The 18,322-nt window shown below is 66.3% G+C and carries 16 protein-coding genes, 1 tRNA gene and 1 pseudogene; 4 read left to right on the top strand and 14 right to left on the bottom strand.

All coding sequences use genetic code 11. The features are described from left to right. Positions 1–3,087 (top strand): DNA-directed RNA polymerase subunit beta' (gene rpoC, locus V7066_RS17725; RefSeq protein WP_334184303.1); only part of this gene is annotated, 3,087 nt, incomplete at its 5' end. A 453-nt stretch (positions 3,088–3,540) separates the two neighbouring features. Here rpoC and V7066_RS17720 read toward each other — a convergent pair. The 11 genes from V7066_RS17720 to V7066_RS17670 all read right to left on the bottom strand — a co-directional run bounded on the left by V7066_RS17720 (position 3,541) and on the right by V7066_RS17670 (position 13,733). Then, positions 3,541–4,269, bottom strand: coding sequence for a hypothetical protein (locus tag V7066_RS17720; protein WP_334184302.1), 729 nt, complete (start codon positions 4,267–4,269; stop codon positions 3,541–3,543). Positions 4,270–4,279: 10 nt separating this feature from the next. Beyond that, the gene (ispG, locus tag V7066_RS17715; RefSeq protein WP_334184301.1) at positions 4,280–5,407 is read right to left on the bottom strand and encodes a flavodoxin-dependent (E)-4-hydroxy-3-methylbut-2-enyl-diphosphate synthase; all 1,128 of its coding nucleotides are present in this window, start codon (positions 5,405–5,407) and stop codon (positions 4,280–4,282) included. 116 nt (positions 5,408–5,523) lie between these two features. Next, positions 5,524–6,036 (bottom strand): GNAT family N-acetyltransferase, encoded by a 513-nt coding sequence (locus tag V7066_RS17710; protein WP_334184300.1) that lies wholly within the window; start codon positions 6,034–6,036, stop codon positions 5,524–5,526. Beyond that, positions 6,036–6,503 carry a GNAT family N-acetyltransferase gene (locus V7066_RS17705; RefSeq protein ID WP_334184299.1) on the bottom strand — a complete coding sequence of 156 codons (468 nt, stop codon included), beginning with the start codon at positions 6,501–6,503 and terminating at the stop codon, positions 6,036–6,038. The genes V7066_RS17710 and V7066_RS17705 overlap by 1 nt, the downstream gene beginning before the upstream one ends. Then, on the bottom strand, positions 6,500–7,432 hold the full coding sequence (locus tag V7066_RS17700) for an RDD family protein (protein WP_334184298.1): 933 nt from the start codon (positions 7,430–7,432) through the stop codon (positions 6,500–6,502). Before V7066_RS17700 ends, V7066_RS17705 begins: the two co-directional genes overlap by 4 nt. Then, a complete protein-coding gene (locus V7066_RS17695; protein ID WP_334184297.1) occupies positions 7,429–8,490 on the bottom strand; it encodes a stage II sporulation protein M in 1,062 nt (353 codons plus the stop codon). Before V7066_RS17695 ends, V7066_RS17700 begins: the two co-directional genes overlap by 4 nt. Continuing rightward, complete coding sequence (locus V7066_RS17690) at positions 8,487–9,815, bottom strand: DUF58 domain-containing protein (protein WP_334184296.1); 1,329 nt, start codon at positions 9,813–9,815, stop codon at positions 8,487–8,489. The genes V7066_RS17695 and V7066_RS17690 overlap by 4 nt, the downstream gene beginning before the upstream one ends. A gap of 4 nt (positions 9,816–9,819) precedes the next feature. After that, the gene (locus V7066_RS17685; protein WP_334184295.1) at positions 9,820–10,806 is read right to left on the bottom strand and encodes an AAA family ATPase; all 987 of its coding nucleotides are present in this window, start codon (positions 10,804–10,806) and stop codon (positions 9,820–9,822) included. Next, on the bottom strand, positions 10,803–12,119 hold the full coding sequence (locus V7066_RS17680; protein ID WP_334184294.1) for a DUF4350 domain-containing protein: 1,317 nt from the start codon (positions 12,117–12,119) through the stop codon (positions 10,803–10,805). The genes V7066_RS17685 and V7066_RS17680 overlap by 4 nt, the downstream gene beginning before the upstream one ends. After that, positions 12,116–12,760 (bottom strand): hypothetical protein, encoded by a 645-nt coding sequence (locus tag V7066_RS17675; RefSeq protein ID WP_334184293.1) that lies wholly within the window; start codon positions 12,758–12,760, stop codon positions 12,116–12,118. Before V7066_RS17675 ends, V7066_RS17680 begins: the two co-directional genes overlap by 4 nt. A gap of 79 nt (positions 12,761–12,839) precedes the next feature. Next, positions 12,840–13,733 carry a prephenate dehydratase gene (locus V7066_RS17670; RefSeq protein ID WP_334184292.1) on the bottom strand — a complete coding sequence of 298 codons (894 nt, stop codon included), beginning with the start codon at positions 13,731–13,733 and terminating at the stop codon, positions 12,840–12,842. Positions 13,734–13,862: 129 nt separating this feature from the next. On the opposite strand from V7066_RS17670, the gene V7066_RS17665 reads away from it, so the two are divergent. Continuing rightward, the gene (locus V7066_RS17665) at positions 13,863–14,489 is read left to right on the top strand and encodes a c-type cytochrome (RefSeq protein WP_334184291.1); all 627 of its coding nucleotides are present in this window, start codon (positions 13,863–13,865) and stop codon (positions 14,487–14,489) included. Between the two features lie 74 nt (positions 14,490–14,563). Here the strand turns inward: V7066_RS17665 and V7066_RS17660 are convergent, their stop codons facing one another. Both V7066_RS17660 and V7066_RS17655 read right to left on the bottom strand, forming a co-directional pair. Next, entirely contained in the window at positions 14,564–15,241 is a 678-nt protein-coding gene (locus V7066_RS17660; protein WP_334184290.1) for an RlmE family RNA methyltransferase, read from the bottom strand. Then, a complete protein-coding gene (locus V7066_RS17655; protein ID WP_334184289.1) occupies positions 15,238–16,698 on the bottom strand; it encodes a Ppx/GppA phosphatase family protein in 1,461 nt (486 codons plus the stop codon). The genes V7066_RS17660 and V7066_RS17655 overlap by 4 nt, the downstream gene beginning before the upstream one ends. 150 nt (positions 16,699–16,848) lie before the next feature. Between V7066_RS17655 and V7066_RS17650 the strand changes: the two genes are divergently transcribed. Together V7066_RS17650 and V7066_RS17645 are read left to right on the top strand one after the other, a co-directional pair. Beyond that, a tRNA-Gln gene (locus V7066_RS17650) sits at positions 16,849–16,922 on the top strand. A 462-nt stretch (positions 16,923–17,384) separates the two neighbouring features. Beyond that, positions 17,385–17,591: a histidine kinase gene (locus V7066_RS17645; RefSeq protein ID WP_334184288.1), complete on the top strand. Its 207-nt coding sequence runs from the start codon at positions 17,385–17,387 to the stop codon at positions 17,589–17,591. A 3-nt stretch (positions 17,592–17,594) separates the two neighbouring features. Here the strand turns inward: V7066_RS17645 and V7066_RS17640 are convergent. Continuing rightward, a pseudogene (locus V7066_RS17640) lies at positions 17,595–18,322 on the bottom strand (coproporphyrinogen III oxidase); the annotation flags it as partial.

Raw genomic sequence — 18,322 nt, 5'->3', positions numbered from 1 at the left:
GAGCGTCAGCGCTCGGTCGTGTGGGACGTCCTCGAAGAGGTCATCCGTGAGCACCCCGTGCTGCTCAACCGCGCGCCGACGCTGCACCGTCTGGGCATCCAGGCGTTCGAGCCGCAGCTCGTCGAGGGCAAGGCCGTCCAGATCCACCCGCTCGTCTGCGCGGCGTTCAACGCCGACTTCGACGGTGACCAGATGGCCGTCCACGTGCCGCTCTCGCTGGAAGCCCAGCTGGAAGCGCGCGTGCTGATGATGTCGACCAACAACATCCTGTCGCCGGCGAACGGCAAGCCGATCATCGTTCCTTCGCAGGACATGGTTCTCGGCCTGTACTACCTGTCGATGGACCGTACCGGCGAGCCGGGCGAAGGCATGAAGTTCGCGGACATGGCCGAAGTGCACCAGGCGCTTCACGTCGGTGCCGTGACGCTGCACTCGAAGATCGAGGCCCGCGTGCCGCAGACCGACGAGAACGGCGAGCAGTACATGAAGCGCTTCGAGACCACTCCGGGCCGCATGCTGCTGGGCGAATGCCTGCCGAAGTCGCACACCGTGCCCTTCGACGTCGTCAACCGCCTTCTCACCAAGAAGGAAATCGGGGACGTCATCGACCAGGTCTACCGTCACACCGGCCAGAAGGACACGGTGCTGTTCGCCGACGCGATCATGTCGCTCGGCTTCCGCAACGCGTTCAAAGCAGGCATCTCCTTCGGCAAGGATGACATGATCATCCCGGAATCGAAGGAAGCCCTGGTTGGCGAGACCAAGGAACTGGTTGCCGACTACGAGCAGCAGTACCAGGACGGCCTCATCACCCAGCAGGAAAAGTACAACAAGGTGATCGACGCCTGGAGCCGTTGCGGCGACCAGGTGGCGAACGCCATGATGGAAGAGCTGAAGGCTCAGCCGATCGATCCCGAGACGGGCCGCATGGCCCAGATCAACTCGATCTACATGATGAGCCACTCCGGTGCACGTGGTAGCCCGGCGCAGATGAAGCAGCTTGGCGGTATGCGCGGCCTCATGGCCAAGCCGTCGGGCGAGATCATCGAAACGCCGATCATCTCGAACTTCAAGGAAGGTCTGACCGTTCTTGAATACTTCAACTCGACCCACGGCGCTCGTAAGGGCCTGGCGGATACGGCGCTCAAGACGGCAAACTCGGGTTACCTGACCCGCCGTCTGGTCGACGTGTCGCAGGACTGCGTCGTCGTGATCGAGGATTGCGGTACCGAGCGTGCGCTGGAAATGCGTTCGATCGTGCAGGGCGGTTCCACCATCGCCTCGCTCGCCGAGCGTATCCTGGGTCGTACCCTGGCCGAGGACATTGCCGACAAGGAAGGCAACGTCATCGCCGCCAAGGGCCAGCTCCTGGACGAAGCCGCCGTGGCTGCGATCGAGGCGACCGGCCTGCAGGCTGCCCGCATCCGTTCGCCGCTGGTCTGCGAAGCCCAGTCGGGCGTCTGCGGCAAGTGCTACGGTCGTGACCTCGCCCGGGGTACTCCGGTTAACATCGGTGAAGCCGTCGGCGTCATCGCCGCACAGTCGATCGGTGAACCGGGCACGCAGCTCACCATGCGTACCTTCCACATCGGCGGCGCTGCCCAGCTGAACGAAACCAGCCATCTGGAAGCGATCAGCGACGGTACCGTGCAGTATCGCGACATCCCGACGATCGTCGACAAGCGCGGCCGTCGTCTGTCGCTGGCCCGCAACGGCGAAATCGTCGTGCTGGACACCGAAGGCCGCGAGCGCGCCATGCACCGCGTGCCTTACGGCACCGTGCTGCTCCACACGAGCGGCGCGACGATCAAGGAAGGCGAACGTCTGGCCGAGTGGGATCCGTTCTCGCTGCCCATCATCACCGAAACCTCGGGCGTCGTGAAGTATCAGGACCTCCTCGATACCCGCACGCTGACCGAGCATGTCGACGATGCGACCGGCATGACCAGCCGTGTCGTTACCGAAGACCGTTCGTCGCGCTCCGCGAAGAAGAAGGAAGACCTGCGTCCGCGCATCACGCTTCTGGACGATTCGTCGGGTGAAACCGCACGCTACATGATGGCGCCGGGCACCACGCTCTCGGTCGAGGACGGCCAGACCGTCGAAGCCGGCGACATCATCGCCCGTGCTTCGCGCGAAGCTGCCAAGACCCGCGACATCACCGGCGGTCTGCCGCGCGTTGCCGAACTGTTCGAGGCTCGCAAGCCGAAGGACAACTCGATCATCGCCAAGATCTCGGGCCGCATCGAGTTCGTGCGTGACTACAAGGCCAAGCGCAAGATCGCGATCATCCCGGAAGAGGGTGATCCGGTTGAGTACCTGATCCCGAAGAGCCGCGTGATCGACGTGCAGGAAGGCGACTTCGTCAAGAAGGGCGACAACCTGATCTCGGGTTCGCCCGATCCGCACGACATTCTGGAAGTCCTCGGCGTCGAGGCTCTGGCAGAATACCTCGTCGCGGAAATCCAGGAAGTCTACCGCTTGCAGGGCGTGAAGATCAACGACAAGCACATCGAGACAATCGTTCGTCAGATGCTGCAGAAGGTCGAGATCACGGCCGGTGGCGACACCACCCTGCTGCCGGGCGAACAGGTCGACTACGAGGAAATGTTCGAGATCAACAGCAAGCTTCCCGAGGGCAAGATGCCTGCGGAAGGCAAGCCGGTGCTTCTCGGCATCACCAAGGCGTCGCTCCAGACCCGCTCGTTCATCTCGGCGGCGTCGTTCCAGGAGACCACCCGCGTGCTCACGCAGGCGGCTGTCGAGGGCAAGAAGGACTCGCTCATCGGCCTCAAGGAAAACGTCATCGTCGGCCGCCTCATCCCGGCGGGTACCGGCGCCGGCATGAACCGCGTCCGCGTGGCGGCCTCCAGCCGCGACGCTGCCCTGCGCGCGTCCTACCGCCGCCTGCAGGAATCGCTGATCGCCGCCAACACGGCGGAAGAAGAGCATGCAGCCGAACTGGCCCAGGGCCCGGAAGCCGCGATCGGCAACGATCCGCTCGCTTCGGTCGAAGGTGAAACCCATGGTCTGGACGCCGATGCCGGCGACTACCTGATCAAGGGTGACGAGGAAGGCGAGGCATAAGCCTTAGACCTCCCGCCTGACAGGCACACGAAAGGCCCCGCCGGAGCGATCCGGCGGGGCCTTTTGCTTTAGGCTTCGATGGGCGGCTTACGGGGCTCGACCGGCGACATGGCCCGGCGGTCCGGTCACGGGCATAGAAACGTCACCTTCCGTTCTTCCCGCAAGGCTGGCTTCAGATGGGCAACCCCGAGTCCAAGTTCGTACCGGCCGCAATGGCATCCGCCATCGCCATGGCTGCGTTCGCAGTCTGGTCCAGCCTTGCGGGGCTCGTTGGGTTCGTCTGAAGATTGAAATGAAAAGCAGGGGAGCATGGCCCCCCCTGCACCCCCGGTACTGTCTGCCTTGCGCCCTGCCCTATCGCTCGGTGCGCTCATGGCTAACGGAGTTGGAATGGCTGCGCCGCCTTCCCTTTTCTCGTCATTGCGAGCGTAGCGAAGCAATGACGAATTAGAATCAGGCCCTAGGAATGCGCCCGGCACGATAACCGTAATAAAGCCCGGTCCCCACCTGCGTCGCGATCAGACCGACCAGCAATGCGTCCCAGATCATCAGGCCCCAGACGACGGCCAAGGGCTTGCCCAGCGCGATGACATGGTTCCAGTGATGGACTTGCTGCAAGACGGCGAAGACCGGCCCGGTAAAAATCGCCATGCGCAGAGCCTGGCCCCAGCCGTTCCGATAGGCGTCCCTCAAGCCGCTGGTCCGGTCGCCCAGCAGGCCGCCGATCATCAGCACCAGACCCGGCAGGCTGACGAGAAAGAGAAACGCCGAAAGCGCTAACTCACCCGCAGGCGGCAGACGAAGATCGAAGAAACCGGGGATCGAGCACAGCACCTGCACGAGGAAGCCGAGCAACACCTGCTTCCAGCCGATCCCGGCCAGGCTCCATAACCGCGCACCTTCCGCGCGATTGGCCCAGAAGCGGGCCGCCAGCAGGATCGAGAGCATCAACCCCGCCACCTTGATCGACCCCAACGACATCCGCGCCGGAGCGGAACCGAACGCGGCGAAGGCATCGTGGCTCGCGAACATGCCGAGACGAATCTCGACGACATGCTGCGCGAACTCCGGCAGCACCGCGAGCGCGGGTACGATCGGCGCCAGCTTCAACAGCATCACGCCGCCGCGCAGCGAGGCGAGGAAAGCCCTTGCCTCCCCGCCCACTCGCTCGCTGAAACTCATTCAGCAGGACTCATTCAGCGGCCTGGGCCTGCGCCTCGTTCGCGGCTTCGATCTCGGCAGCCTTGGCCTCGACCAGCTTGACGATGTGGTCGAGCATGTCCTCGGACTGCACGACGTGGTCGGTCACGCCCGAGAGATAGACCATGTGCTTGCCGTTACCGCCGCCGGTCAGGCCGATGTCGGTCTCGCGCGCTTCGCCGGGACCGTTGACGACGCAGCCGAGCACCGAGAGCGAGAGCGGGGTCTTGATGTGCTGGAGACGGTCCTCCAGCGCCTCGACCGTGCGGATCACGTCGAAGCCCTGTCGGGCGCAGGACGGACAGGACACCACGCGCACGCCGCGCGTGCGCAGGCCCAGCGCCTTGAGCATCTCGAAACCGACGCGCACTTCCTCTTCCGGCTCGGCCGAGAGCGAGACGCGCAAGGTGTCGCCGATGCCCGACCAGAGCAGCATGCCCATGCCGATCGAGGACTTCACGGTGCCCCCGATAAGCCCGCCCGCCTCGGTGATGCCGAGATGCAGCGGGCAGTCCACGGCATCCGCAAGGCCCTGGTAGGCGGCGACGGCGAGGAACACGTCGCTGGCCTTCACCGCCACCTTGTATTCGTGGAAGTCGTGGTCCTGAAGCAGCTTGATGTGGTCGAGCGCGGATTCGACCAGCGCTTCGGGGCACGGCTCGCCGTACTTTTCCAGCAGGTCCTTTTCGAGGCTGCCGGCATTGACGCCGATGCGGATGGCGCAGCCGTTGGCCTTGGCCGCGCGCACCACTTCGGCGACCCGTTCATGGGAACCGATATTGCCCGGATTGATGCGCAGGCAGGCCGCGCCGGCATCGGCGGCTTCGAGCGCGCGCTTGTAGTGGAAATGGATGTCGGCGATCAGCGGCACGCGGGAGGCGCGGACGATCTCCTTCATCGCCGCCGTGCTCTCCACGTCGGGGCAGGAGACACGGATCAGGTCCGCCCCGGCATCCTCGCAGCGACGGATCTGGTCGATCGTCGCCTTGGCGTCGGACGTGAGGGTGTTGGTCATGGTCTGCACCGTAATCGGGGCATCGCCGCCGACGGGAACATTGCCGACCATGATCTGGCGGCTCTTGCGGCGCTCGATGTCGCGCCAGGGACGTACGGAAGACATGCCGCCCCTATAGGCCTTTGCGGTGACGGTTTGAAGCACGATTGCGCGTGAACGCGATCAGCCTTTCGGGCGCAGGCCGGAAACGCCCTTCCGGGCGCATTTGCCGTTGTCGGCTATCACATCATCCGGGCGTAGAGAAACTCGTCATCCCGCTGGTCACCGACCATGAAAAAGATATCCGCCACTTTGCCGAAGCCGTAGCGGGCATAGAACTTCTGCGCGCCTTCGTTGCCGCTCCAGACGGAAAGCTGCATTTCGTCGGCCTCCTGTTCGCGGGCGATCTCCATGGCCCGGTCCATCAGCGCCGAACCGATTCCGCGTCCGGTCGTCTCCGGATCGGTGTAGAGCTGCTTGAGTTCGATCACCGTCCGCCCGCGTGCATGGTCCGGCCAACCGCAGGCAAGGACGAGCTTGCAGAAGCCCAGCAGCCTGCCCTCTTCCTCGGCCAGCAGAACTTGCATGGCGGGATCCGCGATCTCCTTGGCCGCCTTCGCCTCGCTATGCGATTCGGCCAGGAAGTTCTCGAGATCCTCCGGCGTATACATGTACCCGAATTTCGCGACGAAGCTGCGCGCACCGAGATCGGCCAGCGCAGCGGCATCGGCGGGGGCGGCGAAACGCAGGTTCATCACAGTTCCTTGGTCATGCACATCGAGAACGGGTCGTGCTCATAGCTGCCGAAAGGCAGGCATTCCGCAAAGCCATGGGCGCGGTAGAGGCCGTGGGCAGCGTGGAACGGCTCGGGCCGCCCGGTTTCGAGGCTGACGCGCGTGTAACCGCGCGCATGGGCTTCCTCGATCAGGCGCAGCAGGATCGCCTTGCCCACGCCCTTGCCGCGATAGTCGGGCGCCGCCCGCATCGACTTGAGTTCGCCGTGCCCCTCACCCAGATGCTTGATCGCACCGCAACCGACGACGCGCTCGCCGTCCCAGGCCGAGAAGAACGTCACGTCCGGCTGGCGCAGGCGCTCGGCAGGCATCGCATGGACACTCTCGGGCGGCGACCACTGCCGCATCTCGTCGAGATGGAGCTGGAGCAGGTCGAGCACCTGACGATCGGTCAGATCGTCCTCGACGACGGCGAGTTGGAGTGTCATCCCTGGGTCCCGGAAAACTTGTCGGCCTTGCGGCGGCCCATGCGCATGCCCGCTTCCAGTCGCGCACGCAATTGGGTGTAATAGTCTTCCAGGAAGGCGCGCTCGTCGTTCCAGCCGTCGGTGCGGCCGATCTTGTTGGCGATGGTCTGGTAGACGCTGTCCAGCGACTGCGAGCGGTCGTCGCGCAGCACGCGTTCGAGTGCCTGCAACTCGTACTCGCCGTAGACCGCCAGTTCCGCTTCCTCGAACCTATAGCCGCGGCGTGCGGGTGCAGAGTCATTTCGCTCGGTGCGAGACTGCGCCGCACGGTCGCGGCTGACCGAAAGCGCGGCTTCCAGCTTGCGGCGCGGACGCTCCAGCACCCAGGTTCCGGCAATCACGTCTCCCGCGCGCAGGGCGTCGCGGTTGAACAGCGGGAACAGCAGGAAGATGGCGAACCAGCCCGCCGCGGCCAGCCAGCCCATGCCGCTCTCGACGCCCGCCTGCATGATGAAGATCAGCGGCAGGAACAGCTCGACGTCGCGCAGCAGGTTGCGCGCGATCACCATCTCGGCGGTGAGGCGGCCGCCGTCGCGCGCGGCGATGCGGATGCCCGACAGCCGCTTGCCCGGCGTCGCCCCGCGCGGGCCGAGTTCGAAGAACAGGAAATAGGCGTTCCGGAACAGGAACATGATGACGATCCAGACGATCACCAGGAATTGCAGCGCATGGCCGAGCGCGGTCGTCTTCTCGACCTGAATCGCGAAGGCGCCGATGCCCCCGGCCATCAGGATCAGCGCAGTGGTGGTCAGCCCGATCAGCAGGGCTATGAACGTGAGGTCGAGCAGGAGCGCGCCGAGGCGCGAGCCCCGGCTGGCAACGGTGACGGGCACCGAAATGCCCTCAGGCGTCGTCAGGACGCGGTCGCGCGAGCGGTGGCTGCGTCTCATGCCGCCCTCACCTTGCCGGAGCCGATCGGCCTACTATTCCCGCGAAAGGCGAAGAAATAGGCGCACCACAGCGAGAGCATGAAACCGCCGATGACGAAGCGCCCGAAAGTCTGGTCCACCATCTGCCGCGCAAATCCTTCGAGCAGTGCGGCGACGATCAGCATCAGCACCACGCCGGTCATCACCAGCGCCGAACGGCGGCCCGCCTCGGACGCGGCCTGAAGGATCGGCCGGTTGCCCGGAAAGGCCAAGGCCCGGCCGATATGCAGCCCCGCCCCTCCGGCCAGCAGGATCGCGAAAAGCTCGGTCGTGCCGTGCACCGCCAGCCAGCCCGCGAAATCGACGAGCAGCCCCGCGCCGCTGTAGAGCCAGAGCATCGCCCCCAGCGAGGCCATGTTCTGGACCAGCAGCATCAGCGAAGGCAGCCCGAAGGCGAAACCGAGCGCAAAGGCCAGGATCGAGACTTGCGCATTGTTGCTGAAGAGCTGGGCCGCGAAGACGCTCATGCCGGGCCGCTCCGCTTCTCCGAACAAGGTCCCCCGCAAGGCCTGCGGCGTCGCCCCCGGCACCCGGCTGCCCGCCATGTCGCCGCCGACCAGCGCATGATACCAGTTCACGTCGTGCGCCACGAGCAGCCAGCCCACCGCGACTCCGGCGACCATGACCGCCAGCGCCACCAGAAGATCGATCCAGATCGCCCGGACTGCCGCGCTCCAGCCGCCGCCGAGGAAGCCGCGCAGCCAGTCCCACAGCGAAGTGCGCGGGCCGTAGACGACGAACCAGGCCCGCTGCACCAGCGCCTCCAGATAGGCGAGCGTCGCCGCATCGAGCGAGGTTTCGCGGGCGATGGAAAGGCTCGAGGCCACCGTGCGGTAGAGGCCGGGCAGCGCCAGCAGGTCCTCGTCCGAAAGGCGGCGCAACCGGCCCTTCTCCATGCGGGTGACGATCGCTTCCAACCTCTGCCAGTCGGCCTCGCGCTCCAGGCGGAAGCGGTCGGAGCGCAGCGCGGCGCTCTCGATGGCGGAAACGGAATCGGGAATCAGGCTGGCGGCGTTCATCCGATCGCTCCCGATCGCTTGATGGCGAGATAGGCGTCGATCAGGCGGGTGCCGATCGTGTGATAGGGCGCCTCCACCACGTCCACGCCGAGCTGTTGCAGCTTCTTCGTCACCAGCGCGCGCTGGCGCAGCAGGGTGTCGGCGGAAACCGCCATGGACAGGGTTTCGAGGTCTTCCGGCGCGGCGCCGGAGATCGCCTCAAGCTCGTCGTCGGCCATCGTCACGAACAGCACGACATGGCGCGAGACCAGCCTGCCGATCGATTCGATCATGAGCTGCGCGCTCGTGGGGTCGGTGAAGTCGGAGAACACCACGATCAGCGAACGGCGCTGAAGCCGCGCCGCCAGGGTCGCCAGCGCAAGGGTGAAGTTCGGCTCCTCCGAGCGGTACTCCAGCCCCGCCGCCGCGCGTTGCAGGCGGAAAAAGTCGCGCGAGGCGGTGACGAACGGGGTCGTCACTTCGGGCCGCGCCGCGAAGCCGAACAGCGATACCCGGTCCCCGCCTTTCAGCGCGACATAGCTTGTCGCCAGCGCCGCCGAGACGGCCCGGTCCAGCCGGGGCATCCCCTGGATCGGCTCGCACATCGTCTGGCCGCAGTCGAAGGCGAAGACGATCTGGTTGTTGCGCTCGGTCTCGTATTCCTTGGCATAGAGATGGACGTGGCGGGCCGAGCTTTTCCAGTCGATCCGTCGCCGGTCCATGCCCGGCTCGTACTCGGCCAGCGATTCGAACTGGGTGCCCTCACCCCGGATGCGCCGGGCGATCAGCCCGAACTGCGCATCCTTGAGGAAGGTCTGCAAGGCGGGCGAGCGCACGGCGGCGATGTTCGGCCAGATACGCACGTCCCTGTCGAGATCGCCCCGGAACTGGCGGGCACCGAGGCCCAGCGGCCCGGTCCAGCGCAGCCAGGTCCCGGCGATCCGTCCAGTGCCGCGCCGCGAGGCCCGCAAGGTCAGCACACCGTGCCAGCCAGTGTCCCGTGGTTCCAGCGGCAGGCTTGCCCGACCGCCCGGTGCCAGGCGCGAATCGCATTCCAGCGCCAGTTCGACGCGGGAGGCACGCTTGCCCGAGAGACCCAGCGCAGCGGTCACTTCGAACGGCGCGCCCACTTCGACATCGCCCGGCACCGCGATTTCGAGGTCGCCCAGCCGTCCGGCCAACAGGGCATCGACGACGATCAGCGCCAGCACCGCAAGCCCGAAGACCGGCGCCACGATCCAGGCCTCCGGCCGGGTCGCACCGATCACCAGCGCGACCGGCGCGGCCAACGCCAGCAGCCCGGCCGCGCGCGCGGTGGGGACCAGAGGAGCGGAACGCAGGCTCATGAGATTATCGAGGCGCCTCGGTCTGCTCGACGAGCTGGGCGACGAGCGCCTCCACCTGCTTGCCCTCGATCTCGGCCGCGGGGCTGAGCAGCAGGCGATGGCGCAGCACCGATCCGGCCAGCGCCTTCACATCGTCCGGCACCACGTAGTCGCGGCCTTCCAGCGCGGCGCGGGCACGGGCAGCTCCCGCCAGCAGCACCGCTGCGCGCGGGCTGGCGCCGCTGGCAAGGTCCGGGCTCTCGCGGGTGGCGCGCACCAGGCGCACGACGTAATCGGTCACGCTCTCGGCCAAGGTCACTTGCGCAACGCTGCGCGCGGCGGCCTCGATCACGGCATGGCCGGCCACGGCTTCCACGCCGCAGTCCGCCGGACTGGGCGCGCCGCGATTCTCGCCGAAGCGGGAGACGATGCGCAGTTCTTCCTCGAAGCTGGGGTAATGCACATCCACCTTGAACAGGAAGCGATCGAGCTGCGCTTCCGGCAGCGGATAGACGCCCTGGCTCTCGATCGGGTTCTGCGTCGCCACCACCATGAACTGCGGCGGCAGCGGATGGGCGGTGCCGTCCAGCGTGACGCGGCGCTCCTGCATGGCTTCGAGCAAGGCGGCCTGGGTCTTGGGCGGGGTGCGGTTGATTTCGTCGGCCAGCAGCAGGTCGCAGAAGATCGGGCCGTGAGTCAGGGTGAACTGGCTGGTCTGGAAATTGAACAGGTTCGAGCCGAGGATATCGCCCGGCATCAGGTCCGGCGTGAACTGGATGCGGCCGAAGTCCAGCCCCAGCGTCGCCGCGAAGCACTGCGCGAGGAAGGTCTTGGCAGTGCCCGGAGGCCCTTCGAGCAACACATGCCCGCGCGCCAGCAGCGCGATCAGCAGATGCTCGACGGTCTGGTTCTGGCCCACCACCGCCTTGGCGATCTGCTCGCGGATGCTTCCGGCCAGCGTGGCGACCGATGCCAGATCGACGGTGAAGTCGGGGGTTTGAACATCGTTCATCGAGTCAGCATCCTTTCGAGCGCGTGAAGATCGCGCGCAGCCTTGACGAGGTCATGCGGTCGCCGGGCGCGCCTGAGGCGCGCGGCGATCGCGGAAAAGGGTTCGGCATCCGCCTTGCGCGAGGCGAGCGCGCGGTCGATCGCGGCATCGGCTTCCTCGGGCGGCAGAGTGCGGGGCAGCGCCAGGGCATGGACCAGCCGCTCGCGGGCATGGTCGGCATAAGGCCCGCCGATGAGGTGGAGGCGGCGCGAGCGGCGCACCAGCCCGGCGGCATTGGCGACCAGCGCGCCCTTGCCGAAGGCGATCGCCCGCTCGGCGGCCAGCGGCGGCCCGAAGCGCAGGAACGCGCGCCAACCCAGCACCAGCGCGGCCAGTACCAGGCAAAGCGTGGCTGCCAGGAACGGCGGCGTGAAGGCCAGGGTCAGCAGGTTCTGCGCGCGGCCGAAGCCGTTCATCGTGAGGTCGAAGGTGATCGTGCCACCGGGTGCGACCTCGCTCGCGGCGACCAGCGCGTCGATCAGCTGCGCGGAGCGCCGATCCGCCATGCCCCAGTTGTCGAGCAGGTCGGGTTCGAACACCACCACCAGCGGATAGCGGTCCTCGTCCTCCGGATCGCTCTGCATGGAGCCGAGCGCCGCGTCCTCAAGCGCCGGATAACTGCCGCCGTCGTCGATGAAGGCAGCAAGAATCCGTCCGTCCTGCTCCGCGACGAGGGGAACGAGATTGTCGCCCTTGGCCGATTGCAGGAACTTGCGGCTGGGCAAAGTCCCGCCGAGCCCGAAGCCCTGCCAGTGCGCGGGCTGGCCATTGGCATCGACATCGCCCTGCACCAGCGTCACATCGTCGAGGAAGCCCCTCCACTGGAGCGCATTGGTTCCCTCGACATTGACCCAGCCGGATTTCGCGCCCTTCTGCTCGCTGGTCGTGGGATAGGCCAGCCACTTGGGCGAGATCACCAAGGTCGGGCCGATATAGCGCCGCTTCGAGACGATCTTCTCGATATCCTTGCCGTCCGCTCCCGCAGGCGGCGTCAGCACCAGCAGCCCTTCCTTGTCGAGCAGACCGGCATTGCGGGCGCGCACCACCGGATGGCCCCGCTTTTCGAGATAGGCGGCCATGGCGGCATAGCCGTTGAGCCCCCGCCCCTCGGCATGGGCCTGTCCGTCGTTGGTCGAGCCGAAACCGGTCCCGGTGCCGATCATCCACAACAGCGCCACGAAGAGCGCCGAGCCGATCACCACCAACGCCAGCACCGCCCAGCGCGAGAAAGGATTGGCGCCCACGGCCACGCGTGCCGGACTCGTCCCGCTCATGCGCGCAGCTCGATACGGGCGAAGCGGGCATAGGCCTCACGCGCGGCGCTCCAGTCCCCGGCGTCGAGATCGCGCAGGGCAAAGCGGCTGCGTTCGACGCGGGTGGCGATCGTCGCGAAAGCCTCTCGCCCGCTGTCCGGCAGCATCGGCAGGGCCGAAATCTCGCGCGCGGTGCTGGCGGGATGGAGCCAGTCCGGCCGGGCATCGCGGATCTGGCCGACACTGCGGCGCAGCAGGAGATGCGTCGCTTCGGCGAAGCGGCCTTCGCGGGCGAGCCGGTCGGCATCCTCCAGCAAGGCCAGCGCCTCGGCCTCGACGGGAACCCAGCTTTCCGCTTCTTCGGCCTCCGCCCGATTCCGCAGGCCGGCGATGACCGGACCGAAGATTCGCCACAGGACGAAGAGCGCGAGAAGAATCGCCAGGGCGATCAGGACATTGGAAAAGATCGGCCAGGACATGCCGAGCAGCTGCCCGATCGGCGCGAAGATCGCCTCCAGCAGGTGGCCGAAAGCCTGGAGCCATTCGGGCGCCTCGGCCTGAACCGGCTTTACCGGCGCGAGCGGCGCGTACTGGATATCCGTGGCACCCCGAACGGCTTCCCAGTCGCTCGCGGCACTTTGGGCTGCGGCCGCCCCCGCCATGTGACCCCCTTCAGGCATATCGAAGGGATGATTGGCATGGGGGAGTCGGCAGCGCAACCCGTTGCGAAAGCGCGATTGCCTATCCGCGCGGACGGGACTGCCGGTACGTGCCGAGCGGGCGCACGTACTTGCAATGGAAGGCCAATTCCTGAAGCGCCAGGTCGATCCGCGATTCGCCGGGGGCGCCCTCGATATCGGCATAGAAGGTCGTCGCCGCGAAGCTGGCGCCGATCTGGTAGCTTTCCAGCTTGGTCATGTTGACGCCGTTGGTCGCGAAGCCGCCGAGCGCCTTGTAGAGCGCGGCCGGAATGTTCTTCACTTCGAAGATGAAGGTGGTCATCGCCTTCTCGCCCCGCAGCGCGAAGGGATCGAGCGGCTCGCGCGAGAGGACCACGAAGCGGGTGGTGTTGTCCGCTGCGTCCTCGACGTTTTCCTCGATGATCTTGAGACCATAAAGCTCGGCGGCGAGCTTCGGCGCGATGGCGCAGGCCTCGGGATCGTTCTGATCGCGCACGAAGGCGGCAGCGCCGGCGGTATCGGCATAGGCCATCGGCACGATGCCGCGCTCGCGCAGGTAATGGCGCGACTGGCCGAGCGCCTGCGGGTGGCTGTAGGCCCCGGAGAACGGCCCTTCACCCAGCGCCATCAGCGCATGCTCGATGCCCATGAAGTGCTCGCCGACGATCGAGAGACCGCTTTCCGGCAGCAGGAAGTGGATGTCCGCCACGCGCCCGTGCTGCGAATTCTCGATCGGGATGATCGCCCGGTCGGCACGCCCGTCCTTCACCGCATCCAGCGCATCCTCGAACGAGAAGCACGGCAGCGGCAGACAGTCGGGATCGTGCTCCAGTGCCGCCCGGTGCGAATTGCATCCGGGCGCGCCCTGAAAGGCGGCAGCGCGCGAGGGATCGGCAGCGGCGGCCTCCGTCATGCGGGCCACCAGGTCGAGAGCGGGTTCGGGATAGGAATGCATAGCGCCCGCGCGTTAGGCCGCAATGGCGATGTCCGCAATGGCTCTTGCACTAACTTGCTGGCAACTCTAGACCCTGAGCCCAAAGAGGATGATAAAAAACTCCATCCGTGGGGCAAGGGCAAACAAGAAATGGATGATCGTTTCAACACCATTGCCGGCTGGGCTTTGTTCGCCGGTATCGTCGGTCTTGGTCTGACCACCGTAAGCTCTCATTACTTCAACGCAGACAAGCCGCACCGTCCCGAAAAGATGGGTTACGCCATCGAAGGCGTGGAACAGGAAAGCGCAGCGGGCGGAGACGTGCCGATCGCCACCCTCCTCGCCAGTGCCGACCCGGCCAAGGGCCAGGCCACTTTCGCCAAGTGCGCGTCCTGCCACACGGTCAACCAGGGCGGCGCCAACGGCATCGGCCCCAACCTACACGGCGTCGTCGGTGAAAGCATCGGCCAGGGCGTGGGCGGCTTCGCCTTCTCCGACGCGCTCAAGAAAGTCGGCGGCAAGTGGGACTTCGACAAGCTGAACGACTGGCTGAAGAACCCCAAGGCCTTCGCCCCCGGCACCAAGATGACGTTCGCCGGCCTGTCCAAGGGCGAGGATCGCGCCAACGTGATCGCCTATCTCAACGCGCAGGGTTCGAACCTGCCGCTTCCCGCCGCACCTGCTGCCGGCGCGGCTCCGGCGGCTGACGCCGCCCCCGCGGCGGACGACAAGGCTCCCGCTCCGGCCGCCGAAGCGAGTGCCCCCGCCGCGCCGTAGAAAATTCCGGCTCAGTCCGACAAAAAACGGTCCGCAAGATGCCTTGCGGACCGTTTTTTTCTTGTTCGATCGGCTTATTCGGATTCCGCCGCCGGTCCCTTGAAGCCCTTGGCGATCACGTACCATTCCGAGGATCCCTTGCGGCTCGCCGGAGGCTTGGCATGTTTCACGCTGGTGAAGCGCTTTTTCAAGATGCCGAGCAGCTCGGTATCGGTACCTCCCGCGAAGACCTTGGCGACGAAAGTGCCGCCGGGCGCGAGATACTGGATCGCGAAGTCAGCCGCCGTCTCCACCAGGCCCATGGTCCGCAAGTGGTCGGTCTGCTTGTGGCCCACGGTATTGGCGGCCATGTCCGACAGCACGAGGTCCGGCGCGCCGTCCAGCGCACCTTCCAGCGCGGCGGGGGCTTCGTCGGCCATGAAATCCATTTCGAAGATGGTCACGCCCTCGATGGGGTCGGTGGGCAGCAGATCGATGCCCACCACTTTCGCCTTGGGACACTTGAGGCGCAGCACCTGGCTCCAGCCGCCCGGCGCGATACCGAGGTCGACGGCGCGGGTAACTCCCTTGAACAGGTCGAACTTCTCGTCCAGCTCGATCAGCTTGTAGGCCGCGCGGCTGCGATAGCCGTCGGCCTTGGCCTGCTTGACGTAAGGGTCGTTGATCTGGCGGGTCAGCCAGCGCGCCGAACTGGTCGTGCGCTTCTTGCCGGTGCGAAGGCGCTCGTTGGGGTCGCGTCCGGAACGGCTCATGGCCGGTTCTCCAATTGATGGTGTTGCCCGGCCAAAGCCGGATTTCGGCCGCCGGTAAACGGCTTGCCGCTGGAATGCGAGGCAATGAGGCTGCGCAGGATGCCTTCGCGAATGCCGCGATCGGCAACCCCGAGACGGGCGGCAGGCCAGAGGTCGAGGATCGATTCGAGGATCGCGCAACCAGCGACGACCAGATCGGCCCGTTCGCGCCCGATGCAGTTCACCTCCCGCCGCTCCTCGATCGACATCGAGGACAGCCGCGCACTGATCCCGCGCATCGATTCGGCGGGAACGATCAAGCCGTCCACCATGCGCCGGTCGTATTGCGGCAGTTCGAGATGGAGGCTGGCCAGCGTCGTCACCGTGCCGCTCGTGCCGAGCAGCCGTAGCGGGCCGGTCTGCCCCGCGCTCTCCCGCGCCGGTGCGACGCGCTTGGCGAAGTCCGCGAAGCTGTCGGACACGAGGCCGTGCATGATCCGGTAGCGTTCGAGGCGCTCTTCCAGCGTGTTGCCCTCGGGGCCGCAGCTTTCGGTAAGCGAAACCACGCCCCAGGGCACCGATTGCCAGTCGAGGATGCGCGGCACGGTGTCGGTGCTCTCGATCAGGACGAGTTCGGTGGAACCGCCGCCGATGTCGAAGATCATCGCCGGGCCGACACCGTCCTCCAGCAGGACGTGGCAGCCGAGCACGGCCAGCCGCGCTTCCTCGCGGGCGCTGATGATATCGAGCGCGATGCCGGTTTCCTCGCGCACGCGCTCGATGAATTCCGGACCGTTCTCGGCACGGCGACAGGCCTCGGTCGCCACCGAGCGGGCGAGGTAGACGTTGCGGCGCATGAGCTTGTCGGCACAGACCCGCAGCGCGGCGAGGGTGCGCTCCATCGCCGCATCGGAGAGGCGGCCGGACTGGGCCAGCCCCTCTCCCAGCCGCACGACGCGGCTGAAGGCGTCGATCACCGTGAAGTTCTCGCCCGAGGGACGCGCGATCAGCAGGCGGCAGTTGTTGGTGCCCAGATCGATCGCGGCATAGGACTGCCGGTACGAAGAGCGCGACGGCAGACCGCCCGCCATCTCCGTCCCCGCAACGGAAACGAGACGCGATGCCACCGCCTTGGTTTCGGCAACCGAATCGGCCTGCGGAGTCGCCGCAGCTTTCCCGGCGCCTGTTCCAGAATTTGGCGCGCGGGTGCGCTTGGCCTGCCGGGGCGGTGCCTTGCGGGGTTTTTTCTGACGCGGTCTTCCCGGTCGCGACGGCGACTGGCGGGGCGACGACGGCGCGTCGGAATTCTTCTCTTCGCGCGGCGCTCCGCCTGCCTCGGCGGCGCTGCCCGGTGGACGCGCCTTCGCCTTGGCCGTGTCGGGTCCGGATGAGCGTGACTTGCCCTTCCTCGCCTTGCGCCGCCTTCCCGGACGGCCCGACACTTCGACTCTTGCTGCCGGCGGATCATGCTCCGCCATGGTCGTAAATCTCGTTCAAAAAATATGTCTACCGCCATTTCCGGCGGATACCTGAGGCGATGCTACCGCTCCCCGCGTCATGGAGCAACCCTGACTACAAAAAGGGTGCTTGACGCGAATCAGAAGCCCTACTAGAGGGGCGCCTCCCGATGCCCCGTCGTCTAATGGTAAGACTACGGATTCTGATTCCGTCTATCGAGGTTCGAATCCTCGCGGGGCATCCAATTTTCCCTAAATCGCTGAAAATCACGCCTTTCCGGCGAAGCGCCTCGCTCTTTCGAGCTGATGCGACGCTTCGGGGCTGCCCGCGTCCGGTTTTTTGCGAATCACCCGTCAGCCGCGAATCACATGCCGAATCGGCCGAGAACCGATTCCTGACCGTGCGCTACGCGAATCGGCCAAGCCTGCGGCGGCCTCTCGAAAAAAATGGGCGACTCCACTGGAGCCGCCCCGAAGTTGGGAGAAGCGGTTTGCACCGCCCGCAAGGTTCGCCTTGGCGGTGCACGACCGGCACGCCCCTCCTCGCAGCCGAAGCGGGAACCGGCATTGATCGCGGTCAAAGGAACAGCCCGAGAAACTTTCCGGCTTAAAATTTTGGACGTCCTGCCGTTCTGGCCGGCATGGACCTTCCCCATTTCACCCCGACGCCGATTCTCCGCGAACGCCGGCGGAAGCGGTGCGCGCATGTGACGCTGACCGATTCGGCGGGGAATCCCATCGAGGTCATCGTCCGCAACGTCTCTTCGCGCGGGCTGAGCGCTGCGACCTCCGGCATTCCACCAGCCTGCAACGACGTGATTCGCGCGCGAATGGACGACGGCCGCGAGCTGTGGGGGCTTGTGCGCTGGGTGAAAGGCAACCTGTTCGGCGTGGAATTCGATATCCGCGCCTGACCGTCACACCGCCGAGCTGAAGCGCCGCAGCGAATCCTTGCGATAAGGATCGAAGCGTGCCGCGATCGAGCGCGCATAAGGCAGACCTCCGGGCAGGATCACCAGGTCCTCGCCATCGCTGTAGCACAGGCCCGCGTCGAAGTAGGGCAGCAGCAGCGGCCAGGCCTCGTATTGCAGATCCGGCTCGATCCGCGCCCTGCCCCGGCACAGCAGCGCCTCGATCACCGCACCCCGCCTCCGGTCTTCCGCCGTGCGCCGGATGCCGCGATTCGCCGTCAGCCGGTCCTGCGAGAGCATCATGCGGTAGCGGCCGGTATTCTTCTCGTTCTGGACCAGCAGATCGGGAAAGCCGCTGATCGAGGACGCGCCCAGTCCCAGCAGCACCGGCGCCGCATCCTCGGTGAAGCCCTGGAAGTTGCGGCGCAGGCGACCGGAGAGCATCGCCTGGGACAGCGCATCGCCGGGCCGGGCGAAGTGATCGAAACCGATCGGCACATAGCCCGCATCGACCAGCAGGGCATAACCATGCGCCGCCATCGCAAATCGCTCTGCGGCATCGGGCAGCGCATGGGCGTCGATCTTGCGCTGGCGTGGGATCAGGTGGGGAACGTGGGCATAGCCGAACAGCGCAATGCGATCGGCACCAAGCGCGACCGTGCGGGCCAGCGAATCGTCGAGATCCGCCATCGTCTGTCCGGGCAGCCCGTACATCAGGTCGAAGTTGAGCGAAT

This window comes from Novosphingobium sp., from assembly GCF_036820275.1.
Taxonomy (GTDB): domain Bacteria; phylum Pseudomonadota; class Alphaproteobacteria; order Sphingomonadales; family Sphingomonadaceae; genus Novosphingobium.
This window is presented reverse-complemented; position numbering and strand designations above follow the sequence as displayed.

What these genes read in the sequence shown, in the direction of transcription:
- V7066_RS17720 (WP_334184302.1), bottom strand. Translation starts at nt 4,269, where the DNA reads ATGAGTTTCAGCGAGCGAGTGGGCGGGGAGGCAAGGGCTTTCCTCGCC.
- ispG (WP_334184301.1), bottom strand. Translation starts at nt 5,407, where the DNA reads ATGTCTTCCGTACGTCCCTGGCGCGACATCGAGCGCCGCAAGAGCCGC.
- V7066_RS17710 (WP_334184300.1), bottom strand. Translation starts at nt 6,036, where the DNA reads ATGAACCTGCGTTTCGCCGCCCCCGCCGATGCCGCTGCGCTGGCCGAT.
- V7066_RS17705 (WP_334184299.1), bottom strand. Translation starts at nt 6,503, where the DNA reads ATGACACTCCAACTCGCCGTCGTCGAGGACGATCTGACCGATCGTCAG.
- V7066_RS17700 (WP_334184298.1), bottom strand. Translation starts at nt 7,432, where the DNA reads ATGAGACGCAGCCACCGCTCGCGCGACCGCGTCCTGACGACGCCTGAG.
- V7066_RS17695 (WP_334184297.1), bottom strand. Translation starts at nt 8,490, where the DNA reads ATGAACGCCGCCAGCCTGATTCCCGATTCCGTTTCCGCCATCGAGAGC.
- V7066_RS17690 (WP_334184296.1), bottom strand. Translation starts at nt 9,815, where the DNA reads ATGAGCCTGCGTTCCGCTCCTCTGGTCCCCACCGCGCGCGCGGCCGGG.
- V7066_RS17685 (WP_334184295.1), bottom strand. Translation starts at nt 10,806, where the DNA reads ATGAACGATGTTCAAACCCCCGACTTCACCGTCGATCTGGCATCGGTC.
- V7066_RS17680 (WP_334184294.1), bottom strand. Translation starts at nt 12,119, where the DNA reads ATGAGCGGGACGAGTCCGGCACGCGTGGCCGTGGGCGCCAATCCTTTC.
- V7066_RS17675 (WP_334184293.1), bottom strand. Translation starts at nt 12,760, where the DNA reads ATGGCGGGGGCGGCCGCAGCCCAAAGTGCCGCGAGCGACTGGGAAGCC.
- V7066_RS17670 (WP_334184292.1), bottom strand. Translation starts at nt 13,733, where the DNA reads ATGCATTCCTATCCCGAACCCGCTCTCGACCTGGTGGCCCGCATGACG.
- V7066_RS17665 (WP_334184291.1), top strand. Translation starts at nt 13,863, where the DNA reads ATGGATGATCGTTTCAACACCATTGCCGGCTGGGCTTTGTTCGCCGGT.
- V7066_RS17660 (WP_334184290.1), bottom strand. Translation starts at nt 15,241, where the DNA reads ATGAGCCGTTCCGGACGCGACCCCAACGAGCGCCTTCGCACCGGCAAG.
- V7066_RS17655 (WP_334184289.1), bottom strand. Translation starts at nt 16,698, where the DNA reads ATGGCGGAGCATGATCCGCCGGCAGCAAGAGTCGAAGTGTCGGGCCGT.